Raw genomic sequence first — 17,740 nt, forward strand, 5'->3', positions numbered from 1 at the left:
CTCGCTTCGCCCGGCCTCGCATTCGCCCGGCGCGCGCCTTCCCGTGGTTCGCTCGCTGCGCTCGCTCACTGGTAGAGGGAGCCCGTGTTCAGGACCGGCTGGGCGGCCCGGTCGCCGCACAGCACCACCATCAGATTGCTGACCATGGCCGCCTTCCGCTCCTCGTCCAGCTCGACGATGCCCTGCTCGCTGATCCGGTCCAGCGCCTGCTCGACCATGCCGACCGCACCTTCGACGATCTGCTGGCGGGCCGCGACCACCGCGCCGGCCTGCTGCCGCTGGAGCATCGCCGAGGCGATCTCGGGGGCGTAGGCGAGGTGGCTGAAGCGGGACTCGATGATCCGTACGCCGGCGGCCTGGACCCGTGCGGTCAGCTCCAGGGCAAGCTTCTCGGTGATCTCCTCGGCGTTGCCGCGCAGCGACAGGGCGTCCTCGTCGTGTGCGTCATAGGGGTACTCGATGGCGATGTGCCGGACGGCCGCCTCGGTCTGGGTGGCGACGAACTCCAGGAAGTCGTCGACCTCGAAGAGCGCCTGGGCGGTGTCCTCGACCTGCCAGACCACGATCGAGGCCAGCTCGATCGGGTTGCCGTAGGCGTCGTTGACCTTGAGGACCGCGGTCTCGTGGTTGCGCACCCGGGTGGAGATCTTCTGCGCGGTGGTGAGCGGGTTGACCCAGCGCAGGCCGTCCGTGCGGATGGTGCCGACGTACCGTCCGAAGAGCTGGATCACCCGGGCCTCGCCGGGGGCGACCATCTTCACCCCGGTCATGCAGAAGAACGAGCCGAGCAGCAGCGCCACGCCGACGATGATCACCGGCGCTCCCACCGCCTTGTCGCCGCCGTCGCTGAGGATCCCGCCGACGACGATCATGGCGATGCCCAGCGCCACCCCGAGCACGCTCAGCAGCAGGGCGAGGCCGCCCGGAATGCTGTGCGCCGGGGTCTCGCGGACCTGCGGGCGGGGCATCTCGGGCGCGTCGACGGCGAGGTCTTCGCCGGGCCCTGCGGAGGGGCCGGCGGGTGTCTGATCGGACATGGAATCCCCGTTTCTCCCCATTGCGGCGGGTGATGTCCGCCGCAACGGATGATGTCACCGATCTATCAAAGTGATAGCACTTTAATACCGCGGTCCGGGGGCTGTCCAGTGGTCGTGCGAGGATCCTTCGGCGGCAACATCCCAGGTGAGGCCCGGGCGACGCACAAAACCCACCCCTTGGTTCCGTCGCGCCGGGTGCTGTTTGTCACGTCGGGAAAAGCCTTGATCGATGAGTATTTGTTGACAGATGCGGTGTTAGCTTCAACAGCTGAGTTAGCTGGGGGCGGAACGACTGGAGTTGCTGAAGCGATGGGCCGAGCGGACGCGAGACGGGCGCGACAGGAAAGCGCCCGCCGGGCCAGAACGAAGGGCAAGAAGTCCGGCATACGCCGCTTCTTCACCTGGAAGAAGCTCCTCGGAGCCTTCCTCGGGGTGTGCCTGCTGGGCATCCTCGGCTTCATCGGCCTGTATCTGTACGTGGACATACCCAAGGGCAACAACGAAGCCAAGCTGCAGAGCAACGTCTACAAGTACGCCAACGGCAAGGTCATGGCGCGTACGGGTCTGCGCAACCGGGAGAACGTCCCGCTCAGCCGGATACCCAAGGACGTGCAGCGCACCTTCGTCGCCGCGGAGAACAAGAACTTCTTCCACGACTCCGGTGTCGACCTGATGGGCACCCTGCGCGGCATCTTCAACACGGTGATGGGCCGCGGCAAGCAGGGTGGTTCGACGATCACCCAGCAGTACGTCAAGAACTACTACCTGAGCCAGGAGCAGACGGTTTCCCGCAAGCTCCAGGAGATCGTCATCTCGCTCAAGGTGGACAACAAGTTCGGCAAGGACGACATCCTCGCCGGCTACATCAACACCAGCTACTACGGCCGCGGCGCCTACGGCATCCAGGCCGCCGCGCAGGCCTACTACGGCGTGGACGTCGACAAGCTCACCGTGTCGCAGGGCGCCTACCTGGCCTCGCTGCTCCAGGCCCCGAACCAGTACGACTGGACCCTGGCGACCGACGCCGGCAAGAAGCGCGTCCAGGAGCGCTGGGCCTACACCCTCGACAACATGGTCGAGATGAAGTGGCTCTCCGCGGAGGACCGCCGCAAGCAGAGGTTCCAGCGGCCGAAGGACCCCAAGCCGCTGAGCGGCGTGAGCGGCCAGACCAACTACCTCGTCGAGCAGGCCAAGCAGGAGCTCTTCGCCCAGGGTGTCGACGAGAAGCAGTTCGCGGCCGGCGGCTGGACGGTCACCCTCGGCATCGACAAGAACAAGCAGAAGGCGCTGGAGGCGTCCGTCAAGCGCAAGCTGCTCGCCGACCTCGACCCCAAGAAGCGCAAGGTCGACGCGGACGCCCAGCTCGGTGCCACCTCGGTGGATCCCCACACGGGGCACATCGTGGCGATGTACGGCGGCGAGGGCCCGCCCAAGCACTACCGGAACAACGCCACCCGCACCGACTACCAGGCCGCCTCCACCTTCAAGCCGCTGATCCTGGCCTCCGCGATGGAGAACAACGCAGTGACCCAGGACGGCGTCCCGATCACTCCGAACACCATCTACGACGGCCGTAACCGCCGTCCGGTCGTCGGCGGCAAGATCCCCTTCGCGCCGCCCAACGAGGACGAGCAGCCGTACGGGAAGATCAGCGTCCAGACGGCTACCAACAACTCCGTCAACGCGGTCTTCGCGCAGATGGGCGCGGACGCCGGCCTGGACGCCGTCAAGAAGACCGCGGTCAGCCTCGGCATGGACGACACGATGGACGTCAAGCCCGCCATGACCCTGGGCACCATGGGCGCCAGCCCGCTCCAGATGGCCGGCGCCTACGCCACCTTGGACAACCACGGCAAAAAGGTCACCCCGACCATGGTCACCAAGGCCACGCACAGCGTCAACGGCATCGAGACGAAGGTCCCGCTGAAGGACCCGATCGGCGACCAGGTGCTCAGCCCCAAGACCGCCGACACCGTCACCTCCGTACTGACGGGTGTGGTCAACGACGGCACCGCCTCGGAGGCCGTGAAGAACACCGCCTACAAGGCGGCCGGCAAGACCGGCACCTCCGATGACGACAAGTCGGCGTGGTTCGTGGGCTACACGCCCAAGCTGGTCACCGCCGTCGGCATGTTCGGCGAGTCGCCCAACGGCGGCCGGCAGGTCACCCTCAAGAACGCGGGCGGCGACGGCCGGGTCAACGGCGGCGGCTACCCGGCCCGGGTGTGGGCGGACTACACCGAGGCGGCGCTGAACGGCAACACCGGCGCGGACTTCGAGCTGGACACCGACATGGGTGCCGCGATCCCCCCGACCCCCACCCCGACGCCGAGCCACAAGCCGTCGTCCAGCCCGAGCCCGTCCAAGACGCCGAGCGGGCCGCCCTCGCCGACCCCGTCGAAGCCGAGCGGGCCGCCCTCGCCGACCCACAGCGGGCGGCCGAGCCCGCCCGTCCCGTCCGGCTCCGGCTCGCCGGACGGCGGGGCGGCCGGCGGCGGCGCCGGCGGTGACGGCAACCCGACCGGTGGTACCGGGAACGAGACCGGCGGGAACAAGGCCGACAGCCTGCCCGGCTTTGACTGACGCCGACCCGCGCGCACCACACCGCGGCCCCCGCCTCACCGGGCGGGGGCCGTGCTGTTGTGACGGAGCGGTGGCGCCTCAGCCGCCGTTCACCTTGTGGGCGATCCGGTCGCCCACGTTCTTGTCGATGTTGCGCCAGTACTGCAGCGCGCGGTCCAGCACCGGGCGGCTGACGCCGTTCAGCAGATGGCCGGAGACATTGCCGACGAGCCGGTCGCGGGCCGCGTCGTCGAGGACCTGGCGGACCATGGTGCCCGGCTGGCCGAAGTCGTCGTCGTCACGGCGCAGCGTGTAGGCCTCGCGGACCATCTCGCCGCTGGTCTCCCAGCCCGCGGGCTCCCCGTAGCGCAGGGTGTCCGCCGCCGGGCCGCCGTAGCTGTTCGGGGCGTAGGGCCGGGCCGTACGGGCCGGGTCGTACCGCATCGGGCCGTCCTTCGCGTACGAGTGGACGGGGACATGCGGCCGGTTGGGCGGCAGCTGCAGGTAGTTCGGGCCGATGCGGTACCGGTGGGTGTCCGGGTAGGAGAACAGCCGGCCCAGCAGCATCTTGTCCGGCGACGGGCCGACGCCCGGCACCATGTTGGACGGTTCGAACGCCGCCTGCTCGATGTGGATGAAGTAGTCCTCGGGGTTCTTGTTGAGCGTCATCCGCCCGACCTCGATCAGCGGGTAGTCGCCGTGCGGCCACACCTTGGTCAGATCGAACGGGTTGAACCGGTAGTCCGGGGCGTCCGCGAACGGCATGACCTGCACATACAGCGTCCACGACGGTGCGTTGCCGCCGTCGACGGCCTCGAACAGATCACGGCGGTGGTAGTCGGCGTCCTCGCCGGCGATCCGGTCCGCGTCCTCCTGGGTGAGGTAGTCGATGCCCTGGTCGGTCTTGAAGTGGTACTTGATCCAGAACTTCTCGCCGCCGGCGTTGACCCACATGTAGGTGTGCGAGCCGTAGCCGTTCATGTGGCGGTAGGTCTTGGGAATGCCGCGGTCGCCCATCAGCCAGGTGACCTGGTGGGCGGACTCCGGCGACAGCGTCCAGAAGTCCCACTGCATGTCGTTGTCGCGCATCCCGTTGTCCGGGCGGCGCTTCTGCGAGCGGATGAAGTCCTGGAACTTGATCGTGTCCCGGACGAAGAAGACCGGGGTGTTGTTCCCCACCAGGTCGTAGTTGCCGTCCTCGGTGTAGAACTTCAGCGCGAAGCCGCGGGGGTCGCGCCAGGTGTCGGGGGAGCCCTGCTCGCCCGCGACGGTCGAGAAGCGGGCCAGCATGTCGGTGGTCTTGCCCGGCTGGAAGAGATCCGCCTTGGTGAACTGGCTGACGTCGTTGGTGACCTGGAAGAAGCCGTAGGCGCCGGCGCCCTTGGCGTGTACCACCCGCTCGGGGACCCGTTCGCGGTTGAACTGGGCCATCTTCTCGATGACGTAGTGGTCCTGGAGCAGGATGGGGCCGTCCGGGCTCACAGTGAGTGAGTGTTCGTCGCTCTCCACCGGAATGCCGGCGTTGTTCGTCGTGCGCGGGACATTGTGCGCGGTGCTGGACATGGAGGAATGCCTCCTGTTTCGACGACTGGGAGTAGGGGTCGGTCAGTCCCGAATTGGGCGAGTCAGTCCCTTACATCCACCCAAGCAGTCAACTACCCCGACGGCACGTCGGCAAGAGTTGGACCCCGTCCGATCTCAGACGGGGTCCAACATATGGGACGGGCGGGCGGAGCCCGCGCGGCGTCAGCGGCGCAGCGCCCCCGGCGGCATCGACAGCTCGAACCAGACGACCTTTCCCATGCTCAGACGGGTCGCGCCCCAGCGCCGTGCCATCCGGTTGACGAGGTAGAGGCCGCGCCCGCCCTCGTCCGACGGCCGGGCCTGACGCAGCCGCGGAAGCTGCGGAACGTCGTCACCCACCTCGCAGCGCAGTACGTCCGTTCGCAGCAACCGCAGGGTGATCGGCCGCTCCGCATACCGCACGGCATTCGTCACCACCTCGCTGACCAGCAGCTCCAGCTGGTCGGTCAGCTCCTCCAGACCCCAGCGCGCCAGCGCCCGCCGGGCCAGCCTGCGGGCCTGCCCGGCCGTCTGCGCCTTCGGGTCCAGATACCAGTACGCGACATCGCTCGGCGCGATCCCGTCGAACCGGGCCGCCAGCAGCGCGATGTCGTCATCGCGGTCACCGGGGCCCAGAATGTCCAGCACCTCGTCGCACATCGGCTCCAGCGGCGGCGGGTTGGGACCCGTCAGCCGGGCCGTCTCCGCCAGCCGCTCCCGCAGCTGCTCGATACCGGTCCATACGTCCCGGATGCGCGACTCGACCAGGCCGTCGGTATAGAGGACCAGCGTGGCACCCGCGGGGGCGTCCAGCTCCACCGCCTCGAAATCCACCCCGCCGACGCCGATCGGGGCGCCCGACGGCACCCGCAGCACCTCGGCACGCCCGCCGCGGTGCAGCATCACCGGCGGCGGATGCCCGGCATTCGCGATGGTGATCCGGTGCGCCACCGGGTCGTACACCGCGTACATGCAGGTCGCCATCCGGTCCGTGCCCAGCCGCTGTGCCTGCTCGTCGAGATGGTGCAGCACCTCCTGCGGCGGCAGGTCCAGCCCGGCCAGCGTCTGTGCGGTCGTGCGCAGCTGCCCCATGATCGCGGCCGAGGTCATCGAGTGGCCCATGACGTCGCCGACCACCAGCGCCACCCGGCTGCCCGGCAGCGGGATCGCGTCGTACCAGTCGCCGCCCACCCGGGCGGTCTCGGCGGCCGGCAGGTAGCGGCTGGCCAGCCGGACCCCGGTCGGCTGCGGCAGCGAGTCCGGCAGCATGGTGCGCTGCAGCGCGTCGGCGATGTACGCCTCACGGCCGTAGAGCACCGCCTTGTCCACGCCCAGCGCGGTGTGCGTCGCCAACTGCGCGGCCACCAGCAGATCGTCCGGCTCGAACGCCGGGCGGTCGGGGCGGCGCAGGAACACCGCGGCACCGATCACCCGGCGGCGGCCGCGCAGCGGCGCCAGGATCACCCGGTGGCCGCCGGGCAGCCGCGGATCCGGACCCAGCAGCTCCGGCAGCGCCGTCCGCGCCGCCTGCGCCTCGCCGAACAGCGGCCGTACGCCCCGCAGTACCTCGGCCAGCGGACCGCCGGGCTCCACCTCGGCCAGCTCCGCCGCGGTGCCGCCCATCGCCGGGCCCAGATCGGGCTGCGCGGGCAGCACCGGCAGCCGGCCGCCGTTGGTGTCCGGCTCCTCCGGGATCCGGTCGGTACGGCGCAGCCGCAGCACCACCGGGCCGGTCGGACGCTCGTCGCCCACCGGCAGCGGATCGCGCAGATAGACGAGGATGGCGTCGGCGAACGTCGGCACCGTCGCCCGGCACAGCCCGAGCACGATCTCGTCGAGGTCGATACCGCGGGCGATCCGCCGCGTCGCCGCCCCGATGAAGCGCAGCCGGTCGCCGCCGGCCTGCCGGGCCGCGGCCACCTCACTGCTCTCGCCCGGATGCGCCGAGCGAACCGGGGGAGCGGCCGGCGGCTCCTGCGGCGGGTCGGCCTGACCGGGCACCGGGGCCGCGGTGGGCTCGCCGGCCGCCGGATGCGAGGCCTCGCCGTGGGCGCCCGGGCCGGCGGACCGTCCGCCGTGCGGCGCCGGCGACTGCCCCGGCACCGTCCCGCCAGACCCGCCGCCGCGCGGGCGCCCGCCGCCGGCCGGGCCGCCGCCCTCCCGGGGCCGCCCGATACCCTCGCCGTCGTGCCGCGGGCGCGGTCCGTGGTGCGGCTCCCCGCCCGGCTCCGGCGCCTCGGCGCGGCCGACGGCACCCTGCGCCACCCGCCGCCCGGCACGGGCGGTCTCCCGCCCCGCGTCCGCTGCCCCGCCCGACCGTCCTCCCGCAGGCATGGCCACCTCCCCGTACGTGTCGCCGTATGCCTCCCCGTACGGGAGCGAGACGTCCCGTGCGGCGGCATGACCGCCGCTGTGAGCGGCGCTGTGATCACTGGTGCGCCCGCCGGTGTGGCCCGCGGCAGCGCCGTCCGCGTCCGCCGACGGGTCCCGCCGCGCCGCGCCGTGGTTCACGGGCGGCTCGCCGCCGTGGGGGCCGGCCGGCGGACCGGCCGAGGCCGTGACGGCGACACCGGCGAGGCCTATGTCGTCACCGCCGCGTACCGCGAACCCGGCGCCGGGCGACGGGGCGAACCCCGCCGCGGTGGGCTGCTGCAGGGCGCTGCGCGGGTCGGGGACCGCGCCGAACGACGCGGTCCGGGCCGGCCCCTGAGCAGGGGACGCCGAGGGCGCGGCGGTCGAGGCCGACCGCCGCGATTCGTGGGAGGTGGGGTGCTCCGTCACGCGTGGGATTCCATCCGTCCGGGGCTGTGCGCCGAACGCGCCGCGTTGCGAGCGCGCCGCCCGTACGGGACGCGCCCAACGCGCTGCGTGTCAGGCGCGTCGCAGGTGCAGAAAGAGCTGGATCTCGGGTGGTACGTCCGTGCTCGACGGGGCGTATGCGTAGGCATCCTCCCCGACGACGTCGAAACCCGCGTCGTGCACGACCCGGCGCAGGTCGTCCCGCAGGTAACCCGATACCCGGACCGAGTTGCCCAGGAACGGAATGGTGAAGTCGTCCACATCCGCCTCGACCATGGACAGGGCGAGCAGCCCCTCGGGACGTAGCAGATCATGGAGCATGCCCAGTGCGTAAGGGATTTCCGCACGGGGCAGCATCAGAAGGGAAAAATAAGCGGCGATACCGTCGAAGGAGCCGGCGCCGTCGAGCCGGCCGCCGCGCAGATCGGCGATGTCCAGCCGGTGGAAGTCGGCGTCCGGGACGTTCTCCCGGGCCAGTGCGACCATCGAGGGGGAGAGATCGATTCCCACGACGCGGTGTCCGGCGTCCGAGAGCTGACGGGCGGTCGGCAGACCCGTACCGCATCCGAGATCCAGGATGCGTGAGCCTGCGGGGAGGGTGTCGGCCAGCCAGGTGCCCGAGGCGAGCTGGCCCTCCTTGTGCGGGAAGGCGTCGTCATACCGGTCGCCGATGGCGTCGAACGCCTCGGCCTGGCCGGCCCGGTCCAGTGCTAACCGGTTGAGCCCCTCGTATCCGTCGTAGTGAGTTGCACTCACGACCTCGCCCCTCCTGCGACCGCAGTCAAGTTCGTTTTCCTGTTCTGGAGTTGCGCCTGTGCAGTCTTGCGGAGGACGATCCTACGTTTGAAGACCCGGGGCGCAGCAAGGGGGCTCGGCCCCGCTCCTCGCCCCGCAGGAAACAGCATTGCCCATAGGCGCAGCTTCCCACGGCTCGCCCCCTTCACTCGTGTGGTTTCACTTCGCTCCCTCACGACCGCAAACGATCCGGTGCGCGGTCCCAGTTCTCCGGGAGCCGGGGAACGTCCCAGGCCGGATCGGGCCGCCAGTCCTCCCAGCCGTCCGCGTACGGCTCGCGCCAGGCCGTGATCTGTGCGATCGCGGCCCGGCCCGCCGATCTGACCTCGGCGGCCTGTGCGTCGGTCATCAGCCCGTCCCGCTGCGCCTGCGCGAACTCGTCCTCGTCCCGCCACTCCCAGTGCCGGTCCGGGTAGACACAGATGTCGAGAAAGTGGTCCTCTGAGTCAATGCCACCCGCCCAACGGCGGCGCGGCTCCTCCAGATTGACGTACCAGTTCTTGAACTGCCAGCCGCGTTCCCAGAACAGCCACACCGACCACGGGTCGCCGGGCCGGGCCAGCTTCAGCACGCCGGTGCCGAACCACTGGTCGTGGCTGGTCCGGCGCGGTTTGGTGTAACGGGTGGACAGCGGTTCGCGGTGCACCGGTGTGCCGTCGGCGAGCACCGGCTTGATGCAGGGCGTGCCCGGTGCCATCCACACCGCGAGCAGTTCGTCGGTGTCCTGGACAACGGTCATCGGACGACAGATGTGGAAACGTCCGGCGTCGGCATTGTCGCGGTAGCGCCAGAGGATGTGGTCTCCTGGCGCCCAGTGTGACGCTCCCGCCGCACCGCCCGCCGCCCGCATCGCCCCGGCCGTCCCGCGTCCGCCGGGCGTCTCGCCTTCCGTCGTGTCCACCATGTCCGCTGTCATGCGCAGATCTTAGTTGCGCGGCATGACGCGCGCCGTGCCATGAGAAGCACCGGGCGTTACGGGCATGATAAGGGGGGCCGTTGCCCGAACCCGCGCCGCAACAGGAGCGCCGGCGCGGGCGGTTTACCGGGCGAAGCGGCGTCGGCGCGCGCGACGACGGGCGGGCGGGCTCAGGTGAGGGCCGGGCTCAGGTCCGGGCGGGGCTCAGGTCCGGGGCGGGGCTCAGGGCCGCGTCATCCGCAGCACGTCCAGCGCCTCGTCCAACTGTTCCTCGCTCAGCAGCCCCCGCTCGACATAGCCGCCCTCCAGGACCACTTCGCGAATGGTCTTCCGCTCGGCGAGCGACCTCTTGGCGACCTTCGCGGCCTCCTCGTACCCGAGGTACTTGTTGAGCGGAGTGACGACCGACGGCGACGACTCGGCGTACTCCCGGGCGCGTTCCGCGTTCGCGGTGATCCCGTCGACCGTACGGTCCGCCAGCAGCCGGGAGACATTGGCCAGCAGCCGCACCGACTCCAGCACGTTCTTCCCGATCACCGGCAGCATCACATTCAGCTCGAAGTTGCCGGCCGCCCCGGCCGCCGCCACCGTCGCGTCATTGCCGGTGACCTGCGCCGCAACCATCAGCACCGCTTCCGGGATCACCGGGTTGACCTTCCCCGGCATGATCGACGAGCCCGGCTGCAGATCCGGCAGCGCGATCTCCGCGAGCCCGGTGCGCGGCCCGGACGCCATCCACCGCAGATCGTTGGCGATCTTCGTCAGCCCGACCCCGATCGTCCGCAGCTGTCCACTCACCTCGACGATCCCGTCGCGCGCCCCCTGCGCCTCGAAGTGATCGCGCGCCTCGGTCAGCGGTAGCCCCGTCGCCCGCGCCACTTCGGCAATGACCGCGGCCGGGAACCCGGGCGGGGTGTTGATCCCGGTCCCCACCGCCGTACCACCCAGCGGCAGTTCCGCCAGCCGCGGCAGCGATGCCCGCAGCCGCTCGACGCCGTAGCGCACCTGGGCGGCATAGCCGCCGAACTCCTGCCCCAGTGTCACCGGCGTCGCATCCATCAGATGCGTCCGCCCCGACTTCACGACCTCGGCGAACTCCTCCGCCTTGCGCTCCAGCGCCTCCGCCAGATGCTCCAGTGCCGGAATCAGATCGTTGAGGACCGCCGACGTCGCCGCGATATGAATCGAGGACGGAAAGACGTCATTGGACGACTGACTGGCATTGACATGGTCGTTCGGATGGACCTCCCGGCCCAGCCGCTCACCCGCCAGCGTCGCGATGACCTCGTTGGTGTTCATGTTCGACGACGTCCCGGACCCGGTCTGGAACACGTCAACGGGGAAGTGGTCGTCCCACTGCCCCTCCGCGACGGCCGCGGCGGCCTCCTGCACGGCCTCCGCGATGTCCTTGTCCAGCACCCCCAGCTCGCCGTTCACCTTGGCCGCCGCGCCCTTGATCCGGGCCAGCGCCTCGATGTGCGCCCGCTCAAGGCGCTGCCCCGAGACCGGAAAGTTCTCCACCGCACGCTGCGTCTGCGCCCGCCATTTCGCATACGCGGGCACCTGCACCTCGCCCATGGAGTCGTGCTCGGTCCGAAAGCCGCCGGAGTCGCCGAATGCGCTGTTGTCACTCATACCTATGTCAGTGCCCGGGAACGGCAATCTGTTCCCGGGCACGGCCGCAAGTCACCTGGCTGCGGGGCGCGCACCCCTCAGTCCCGTCATGAAGACGGCCCGGGCGGCGGGCGTCAGCACCGCCCGCCGCCCGCAAAGCAGTGGTGGCGGCGCGTGGAGCGCTGCTACGAAGTGGGTATGGAGACCGAAGCCCTTGACCCCATGGAATGCCTGCTCACGGAGCGGGCCTGCGAGCGTCTGATCGTCGACTTCGTCCGCCGGCTCGATCTCGGGGACCCGGGATCGGTGGCGGACCTGTTCACCCCTGACGGGGTCTGGGAGTGGCCGCATGGCGACCGCCGGGTGCAGGGGCGCGACGCGCTCCGCAGCTACTTCGGCTCCCGGCCCGAGGACCGGCTGTCGCGCCGTATGTGCACCAACATCCTGGTCACCGCCACCTCTTCGACGACGGCCACCGCCACCACCTACTTCGCCACCTACCGGGTCGACGGCTACCAGGAGGGCATGGTGCCGCCCCGGCCCCCGGCCCAAGTGGGGCACTACGAGGACACCTTCCGCAAGGTCGACGGCGGCTGGCTCCTCGCCACCCGGACCACGTTCCTGCCCTTCGCCGGTCCGACGCAACGGCTCGGCGCCACCGGCGGGTCGTGAGGGCACGGCCCGAATGATCGGCCCAAACCACCCCCGAACGGTTTATGTCGGTCCGCGGCCGGGACGCCCGGGTTTGCGAATTACGCAAAATTACGCGAAATTCATCCGGTTCCATTGAGTCGGCCACATTGAGAAAACCCTTTTCCGAGTAAACTCATTGCGTGCGTATAGTCGCGCTGGTAGCGTCTTTTGCGTAAAGATCAACACGCTTCAGAGCGTTATTGGGGGAATGACTTCGTGAGCATGCGAAGCAAGGGGATCTCGACCGCGATCGCCTTCGCCATGGCCGGCGCGATGTGCGGTATGAGCGCACACGGTGCAAGTGCAGCTTCGGGGGAAGGTGAAGGGGGCGCAACCGTCGCGCGATCGGCAGCGAGAGCGCAAGTCCACGCTGCTGGAGCCGATGAAATCTGCGCCGTTCTGGGGATTGGCAGCGGCGCGGCAGGCCTTACCAAGGCTCTGGCCAAGGGGGCTTCGTGGGTAGGCATCGGCGCCAGTGTGGGGTGCTATGCGTACACGAAGGCGAAGCAGGCCACGCCTGCGCAAAAGCGAGCCGCCATGATCAAGTCGTACAAGAACTACCAGGCGAAGAGTGATCTCGGGAAGCTCGAGGCGCTTGGCTATTCCTGCCGGAAGGAAGGTGGCGGCGGCGGTGGCGGCACTGACTTCGCCGCTTTCACGGGGTACCGGGATATCAAAATGAAGGGCGTTACCTACAAGTGCGGCAACATCCGGGACTGACCGGTCGCCGCGGACCGGGCCATGGAGAGCGGTGCGTGCTCTCCATGGCTCTCGCCGTAGTGAGTTTGCTGTGGTTCACGCGGGACCTGTCCCCATGGGCGACCGTCATGTGCGGAGCCGGCGCAGTCGGGGGAGCGCTGGGCGTGCTCTATTTCGGGTGGCGCTGCATTCGCTCACGCAGGGGCTCGCGGTAATTCCGCTCTGACCGCTGCTGTGTATTCCGATAGCCCCCATCCCGTTCGCGAGAAAACGAATCCCGCGAAGCTCCTTCCGGAGAGGTCCGGTACACATTCTTCCGGCACCCCTGTAGGCCGCCGGCACGGGTCCCGCCCTGCCGGCGGCCTTTCGGGTGTCTGCGCAACGCGACGACTGAGTGCGGTGTACGACGCGGCGGCCGGCTGAAGAACGCCACCCGATGAACGCCACCCGATGAACGCCACCCGATGAACGCCACCCGATGAACGCCACCTGATGAACCTCACCTGACCCGCCCCGGAACCCGGCGCCCACGAACGCGACGACCTCACCCTGGCCACGCTCAACAGTGCGGATGGTGCAGGAGCGCAGCCGCGGGAAGCTGGTCGTGGTGCGGGATGCGTCGGTGCGACGCGTGGCCCCGAGAGGCGTGCCGGCCGGTTCAACCTCCGCTCCGGACGCCGGCCTTGAGTGTCTGCGGCCTTGAGCACCTGACTGCCGCGAGTACCTGACGGCCTTGAGTACCTGTCTGCCTTGAGCGCCTGACGTTGTTGTTGAGCGACTGCTCAAAACCCTCTACGCTGCGTTTTGAGCAGTCGCTCAAACACGTGGGGGGATGTCGCATGGGGTTGTACGTGGAGGCGCGCATCCGCGCCGGGCTCGACGTGGTGTGGGACCGCAGTCAGCTGCCGGACCGGCACCAACGCTGGGACCTGAGGTTCAGCGAGATCGACTACCTGCCGTGCGCGCCGGGGGAGCCGCAACGCTTCCGCTACGCCACCCGCGTCCTGCCGTTGCTCACCGTCGACGGCACCGGCATCTCGGCCGGTGAGCGCAACCGGCCTGACGGCACCCGGACTTCAGCCCTCCGCTTCGCCTCGGCGCATCCGTTGTCGCTCATCGAGGAAGGCAGCGGCTACTGGCGGTACGTCCCGGACGGCGAGGAGCTGCGGTTCCTGACCGGATACGACTACCGGCCGCGCTGGGGGCGCTTCGGCCGCGTCGTCGACCGTCTCCTCTTCCGGCCCCTCATGGGCTGGGCCACCGCCTGGTCCTTCGACCGGCTGCGGCTGTGGTGCGAGCGCGGGATCACCCCCGAGCGGTCGCTGCGCCACGCCCTCGCGGAGCTGTTCGTCCGGATAGCCGCCGTCGCCGCCACCGCGGCCCTGGCTCCCGCGGCCCCCGTCGCCACGGTCGCCGTACTCGCCGCGACCGTGCCCGCCGTGGCGGCCGCCGCGCTGCTGCTGCCGCCCCTGCCCACCACCCCCGCGGCCCGCCGCTGTCTGCGCCGCCCGCCGGAGCGGGCCGCCGCACGCGGCCGGAGTGCCGCCGCCCCGAGCGCCCTCCTCGCTACCCTGGAGCAGCCATGACCTCGATATTCCAGCGCGCCCTGGGCGCCGACTTCGACCGGCTCCACCCGCAGATCCGGCGGCGCTTCTCCGTCGGGCTGGACAGCGGTGAGGCGTGCGTCGGGCGGGGCACGATGGACCGGATCTGGCACGGCCGCAGCTTCGTCCGGCCGTTCCTGGCGCTCGGCGGCAGCCGCAACATCCTCGTCCCGCAGACCGGCCGGGACATCCCCTTCGTCATCGAGAACGTCCCCTACCCGGACTCCTTCGGCCGCGAGACCGTCACCTTCGTGAGGACCTTCGCCTTCCCGCGCCGCCCCCGCCGCTTCGACGCCACCATGGTCTTCAGCCCCGAGCGCGGCTGCGTCGTCGACTACCTGGGCACGCACCAGCACCTCGCCACCGACCTGCACTTCACGGTCGACGAGACCGGCGCCCTGGTCATCCGCTCCGGAGAGCACCGCTTCCGGGAGGGGCCGGTCGACGTCCGGGTGCCGGACCTGATCGGGGGCGACGCGGTGGTGCGCGAGTCGTACGACGAGTCGGCCGGGCGCTTCCGTATCCAGGTACGGGTCGGCAACCGCCGGTTCGGCCCGCTCTTCGGCTACGAGGGGTCCTTCACCGCCGAGTTCGTGAACGCCGACGAGCGCGGTGTCCGCGACGGGCTGCGGCCGGTGCGCGAGGAGGTCCGGGCATGAGCGCCGACACCCGTACGAAACTGCTCGCCGGCGCGCTGCGGACGCTCACCGAGCAGGGCATCACCAAGACCTCGGCCCGCACCATCGCCGCCGCCGCCGGAGTCAACCAGGCCTTGGTCTTCTACCACTTCGGCAGCGTCGACGAACTCCTCGCCGCCGCCTGCCGCTACGGCGCCGAGCAGCGCGTCGAGCGCTACCGCGAACGCTTCGCCCGGGTCGGCAGCCTCGCCGAACTCCTGGAACTGGGACGGGAACTGCACGCAGAGGAACGCGCCGCGGGCCATGTCGCCGTCCTCGGCCAACTCCTGGCCGGCGCCCAGACCCAGCCCCGCCTCGCCCCCGCGACCGCCGCCGGACTCGCCTCGTGGATCGAGGAGATCGAAGCGGTGCTGGCCCGGGTACTGGCCGGGACCCCGATCGCCGCCTTCGTGGACGTCGCCGGCCTCTCCCGCGCGCTCGCCGCGGGCTTCGTCGGCCTGGAACTGTACGAGGGCGTGGACCCGGCCGGGGCCCTGGCGGCCCTGGACGCCCTGGAGCAACTGTCCGGCCTGGTCGGCGTACTGGAGGACCTGGGCCCGGTCGCCCAGCGGGCGGTGCGCGCCCACCTCCGCCGCAGCGCGGCCCGGCGGGGGTAGGCAGGCCCTCTTCGCGGCGCCGCGGGCCGAGTGGACGGCCGAGGGATTCCCGCCGCTGCAACGGGAGCCCGTCCGTCTGCCACGGGGGTGCGGACGGATGGGGTGGACGGACGGGGCGGACGGATGGGGCCAGCGGGGCGGCGGGCCGATTCAGGTCAGGACCGCGGCACCCCCGTGGGAGTCAGGTACCGGTACCTACTTCCCGTCGCCGCCCTGCGGGGCAGGCTCGCGCGGAGCCTCCGGCGGCATTCCTCGTGCGCCGTTGGCCTGAGGGTGGGACCCGGCGCAGCCCCGGGAGCCGGCAAAAGAGCCCCCGGCGAAAGGCCGGGGGCTCTCCGGGTTCTGCGGTGCGTCAGCTTCCCGAGCGCACCGGGATGCTCGTGAACGTAGGCGCCGGTGCCGGGTCCTGGAAGAAGTCGTTGCCCTTGTCGTCGACGACGATGAAGGCCGGGAAGTCCTCGACCTCGATCTTCCAGACCGCCTCCATGCCCAGCTCCTCGTACTCCAGGACCTCGACCTTCTTGATGCAGTCCTGGGCCAGGCGCGCGGCCGGGCCGCCGATGGAGCCGAGGTAGAAGCCGCCGTGCGTGCCGCAGGCCTCGGTGACCTGCTGGGAGCGGTTGCCCTTGGCCAGCATGACCTTGGAGCCGCCGGCTGCCTGGAACTGCTCGACGTAGGCGTCCATCCGGCCGGCCGTGGTCGGGCCGAAGGAGCCGGAGGCGTAGCCCTCGGGGGTCTTGGCCGGGCCCGCGTAGTAGACCGGGTGGTCCTTGAGGTACTGCGGCATCTCCTCGCCGGCGTCCAGCCGCTCCTTGATCTTCGCGTGGGCGATGTCGCGGGCGACGACCAGGGTGCCGGTCAGGGAGAGACGGGTCTTGACCGGGTGCTTGGTCAGCTCGGCCAGGACGTCGTCCATGGGGCGGTTGAGGTCGATGGCGACCGCGTCGAGGTCGGGGCCGGCGCCCTCGGTCAGCTCCTCGTCGGTGGTCTCCGGGAGGAAGCGGGCCGGGTCGGTCTCCAGCTGCTCCAGGAAGACGCCCTCGGCGGTGATCTTCGCGACGGCCTGGCGGTCCGCGGAGCAGGAGACGGCGATGGCGACCGGGCAGGACGCGCCGTGGCGGGGCAGGCGGACGACGCGGACGTCGTGGCAGAAGTACTTGCCGCCGAACTGCGCGCCGATGCCGATCTTCTGCGTCAGCTCGAAGACCTTCTCCTCCAGCTCCTTGTCGCGGAAGCCGTGGCCGGTGGGCGAGCCCTCGGCAGGCAGCTCGTCGAGGTAGTGCGCGGAGGCGTACTTGGCGGTCTTCATCGCGTACTCGGCGCTGGTGCCGCCGACGACGATCGCCAGGTGGTACGGCGGGCAGGCGGCCGTGCCGAGCGAACGGATCTTCTGCTCCAGGAACTTCATCATGGAGGCCTCGTTGAGGACCGCCTTGGTCTCCTGGAAGAGGAAGGACTTGTTGGCGCTGCCGCCGCCCTTGGCCATGAAGAGGAACTTGTAGGCGCCGCCGTCGGTCGCGTACAGCTCGATCTGGGCCGGCAGGTTGGAGCCGGTGTTCTTCTCGTCCCACATCGTCAGCGGGGCCATCTGCGAGTAGCGCAGGTTCAGCTGGGTGTAGGCGTCGTAGATGCCGCGGGAGAGGGCCGCCTCGTCGCCGCCCTCGGTCAGGACCTGCTGGCCGCGCTTGCCCATCACGATCGCGGTGCCGGTGTCCTGGCACATGGGCAGGACGCCCGCGGCGGCGATGTTGGCGTTCTTCAGCAGGTCGAGCGCGACGAAGCGGTCGTTGCCGCTGGCCTCGGGGTCGTCCAGGATCTTGCGGAGCTGGGCGAGGTGGGCCGGACGCAGATAGTGCGAAATGTCGTGCATCGCCTCGGCGGCCAGCTTGCGCAGCGCCTCCGGCTCGACCTTGAGGAACGTCCGTCCGTCGGCCTCGAAGGTGCTCACGCCCTCCGCGGTGACGAGGCGGTACGGGGTGGTGTCCTCACCTACGGGGAGAAGGTCGGTGTAGGCGAATTCCGGCATCGAAGGTCATTCCTTACTCGGAGAGGTCCGGCTGGCATCTACGGCAGCGCCTCCACAGCGTAGAACCCCGGGGCGCGGACGCCGCTGTGAGGTCAGGCTCAGTTGGCGCGAGAGCCGTCCCTGCCGATCCCTAGTCGC

At 70.2% G+C, this 17,740-nt stretch carries 13 protein-coding genes; 6 read left to right on the forward strand and 7 right to left on the reverse strand.

Features of this window, described 5'->3' with window-relative positions:
• Window positions 1-65: 65 nt before the first annotated feature.
• Window positions 66-1,037, reverse strand: a complete 972-nt coding sequence (locus ACGFR7_RS05505) for an SPFH domain-containing protein (protein WP_393313325.1) — start codon at window positions 1,035-1,037, stop codon at window positions 66-68.
• A 309-nt stretch (window positions 1,038-1,346) separates the two neighbouring features.
• Between ACGFR7_RS05505 and ACGFR7_RS05510 the strand changes: the two genes are divergently transcribed.
• Window positions 1,347-3,620 carry a transglycosylase domain-containing protein gene (locus ACGFR7_RS05510; protein WP_393313328.1) on the forward strand — a complete coding sequence of 758 codons (2,274 nt, stop codon included), beginning with the start codon at window positions 1,347-1,349 and terminating at the stop codon, window positions 3,618-3,620.
• Between the two features lie 78 nt (window positions 3,621-3,698).
• Here the strand turns inward: ACGFR7_RS05510 and ACGFR7_RS05515 are convergent, their stop codons facing one another.
• The 5 genes from ACGFR7_RS05515 to ACGFR7_RS05535 all read right to left on the reverse strand — a co-directional run bounded on the left by ACGFR7_RS05515 (window position 3,699) and on the right by ACGFR7_RS05535 (window position 11,307).
• The gene (locus ACGFR7_RS05515; protein WP_393313331.1) at window positions 3,699-5,162 is read right to left on the reverse strand and encodes a catalase; all 1,464 of its coding nucleotides are present in this window, start codon (window positions 5,160-5,162) and stop codon (window positions 3,699-3,701) included.
• Between the two features lie 183 nt (window positions 5,163-5,345).
• Window positions 5,346-7,943: a SpoIIE family protein phosphatase gene (locus ACGFR7_RS05520; protein ID WP_393313334.1), complete on the reverse strand. Its 2,598-nt coding sequence runs from the start codon at window positions 7,941-7,943 to the stop codon at window positions 5,346-5,348.
• 90 nt (window positions 7,944-8,033) lie between these two features.
• The gene (locus ACGFR7_RS05525; RefSeq protein WP_393313337.1) at window positions 8,034-8,717 is read right to left on the reverse strand and encodes a class I SAM-dependent DNA methyltransferase; all 684 of its coding nucleotides are present in this window, start codon (window positions 8,715-8,717) and stop codon (window positions 8,034-8,036) included.
• Between the two features lie 211 nt (window positions 8,718-8,928).
• Window positions 8,929-9,672: a DUF402 domain-containing protein gene (locus ACGFR7_RS05530; protein WP_393313339.1), complete on the reverse strand. Its 744-nt coding sequence runs from the start codon at window positions 9,670-9,672 to the stop codon at window positions 8,929-8,931.
• A gap of 222 nt (window positions 9,673-9,894) precedes the next feature.
• The gene (locus ACGFR7_RS05535; RefSeq protein ID WP_393313342.1) at window positions 9,895-11,307 is read right to left on the reverse strand and encodes a class II fumarate hydratase; all 1,413 of its coding nucleotides are present in this window, start codon (window positions 11,305-11,307) and stop codon (window positions 9,895-9,897) included.
• A 177-nt stretch (window positions 11,308-11,484) separates the two neighbouring features.
• Between ACGFR7_RS05535 and ACGFR7_RS05540 the strand changes: the two genes are divergently transcribed.
• From ACGFR7_RS05540 to ACGFR7_RS05560, 5 genes are all read left to right on the forward strand, one after another.
• Window positions 11,485-11,958 carry a nuclear transport factor 2 family protein gene (locus ACGFR7_RS05540; RefSeq protein WP_393313345.1) on the forward strand — a complete coding sequence of 158 codons (474 nt, stop codon included), beginning with the start codon at window positions 11,485-11,487 and terminating at the stop codon, window positions 11,956-11,958.
• Window positions 11,959-12,201: 243 nt separating this feature from the next.
• Complete coding sequence (locus tag ACGFR7_RS05545; protein WP_393314202.1) at window positions 12,202-12,699, forward strand: hypothetical protein; 498 nt, start codon at window positions 12,202-12,204, stop codon at window positions 12,697-12,699.
• An 818-nt stretch (window positions 12,700-13,517) separates the two neighbouring features.
• A complete protein-coding gene (locus tag ACGFR7_RS05550) occupies window positions 13,518-14,264 on the forward strand; it encodes a hypothetical protein (protein ID WP_393313347.1) in 747 nt (248 codons plus the stop codon).
• Window positions 14,261-14,941, forward strand: a complete 681-nt coding sequence (locus tag ACGFR7_RS05555) for a DUF4166 domain-containing protein (RefSeq protein WP_393313350.1) — start codon at window positions 14,261-14,263, stop codon at window positions 14,939-14,941. The genes ACGFR7_RS05550 and ACGFR7_RS05555 overlap by 4 nt, the downstream gene beginning before the upstream one ends.
• Window positions 14,938-15,576, forward strand: coding sequence for a TetR/AcrR family transcriptional regulator (locus ACGFR7_RS05560; RefSeq protein ID WP_393313352.1), 639 nt, complete (start codon window positions 14,938-14,940; stop codon window positions 15,574-15,576). The genes ACGFR7_RS05555 and ACGFR7_RS05560 overlap by 4 nt, the downstream gene beginning before the upstream one ends.
• A gap of 352 nt (window positions 15,577-15,928) precedes the next feature.
• Here ACGFR7_RS05560 and ACGFR7_RS05565 read toward each other — a convergent pair whose 3' ends face one another.
• Window positions 15,929-17,602 carry a fumarate hydratase gene (locus tag ACGFR7_RS05565; RefSeq protein ID WP_393313354.1) on the reverse strand — a complete coding sequence of 558 codons (1,674 nt, stop codon included), beginning with the start codon at window positions 17,600-17,602 and terminating at the stop codon, window positions 15,929-15,931.
• Window positions 17,603-17,740: the final 138 nt, after the last annotated feature.

The sequence above is a fragment of the Streptomyces sp. NPDC048516 genome (assembly GCF_043199875.1).
Lineage (GTDB): Bacteria > Actinomycetota > Actinomycetes > Streptomycetales > Streptomycetaceae > Streptomyces.

Bases quoted from the DNA above. Each gene is read 5' to 3' on its own strand.
- ACGFR7_RS05505 (WP_393313325.1), bottom strand. From the start codon at position 1,037: ATGTCCGATCAGACACCCGCCGGCCCCTCCGCAGGGCCCGGCGAAGAC.
- ACGFR7_RS05510 (WP_393313328.1), top strand. From the start codon at position 1,347: ATGGGCCGAGCGGACGCGAGACGGGCGCGACAGGAAAGCGCCCGCCGG.
- ACGFR7_RS05515 (WP_393313331.1), bottom strand. From the start codon at position 5,162: ATGTCCAGCACCGCGCACAATGTCCCGCGCACGACGAACAACGCCGGC.
- ACGFR7_RS05530 (WP_393313339.1), bottom strand. From the start codon at position 9,672: ATGACAGCGGACATGGTGGACACGACGGAAGGCGAGACGCCCGGCGGA.
- ACGFR7_RS05535 (WP_393313342.1), bottom strand. From the start codon at position 11,307: ATGAGTGACAACAGCGCATTCGGCGACTCCGGCGGCTTTCGGACCGAG.
- ACGFR7_RS05540 (WP_393313345.1), top strand. From the start codon at position 11,485: ATGGAGACCGAAGCCCTTGACCCCATGGAATGCCTGCTCACGGAGCGG.
- ACGFR7_RS05545 (WP_393314202.1), top strand. From the start codon at position 12,202: ATGCGAAGCAAGGGGATCTCGACCGCGATCGCCTTCGCCATGGCCGGC.
- ACGFR7_RS05550 (WP_393313347.1), top strand. From the start codon at position 13,518: ATGGGGTTGTACGTGGAGGCGCGCATCCGCGCCGGGCTCGACGTGGTG.
- ACGFR7_RS05555 (WP_393313350.1), top strand. From the start codon at position 14,261: ATGACCTCGATATTCCAGCGCGCCCTGGGCGCCGACTTCGACCGGCTC.
- ACGFR7_RS05560 (WP_393313352.1), top strand. From the start codon at position 14,938: ATGAGCGCCGACACCCGTACGAAACTGCTCGCCGGCGCGCTGCGGACG.
- ACGFR7_RS05565 (WP_393313354.1), bottom strand. From the start codon at position 17,602: ATGCCGGAATTCGCCTACACCGACCTTCTCCCCGTAGGTGAGGACACC.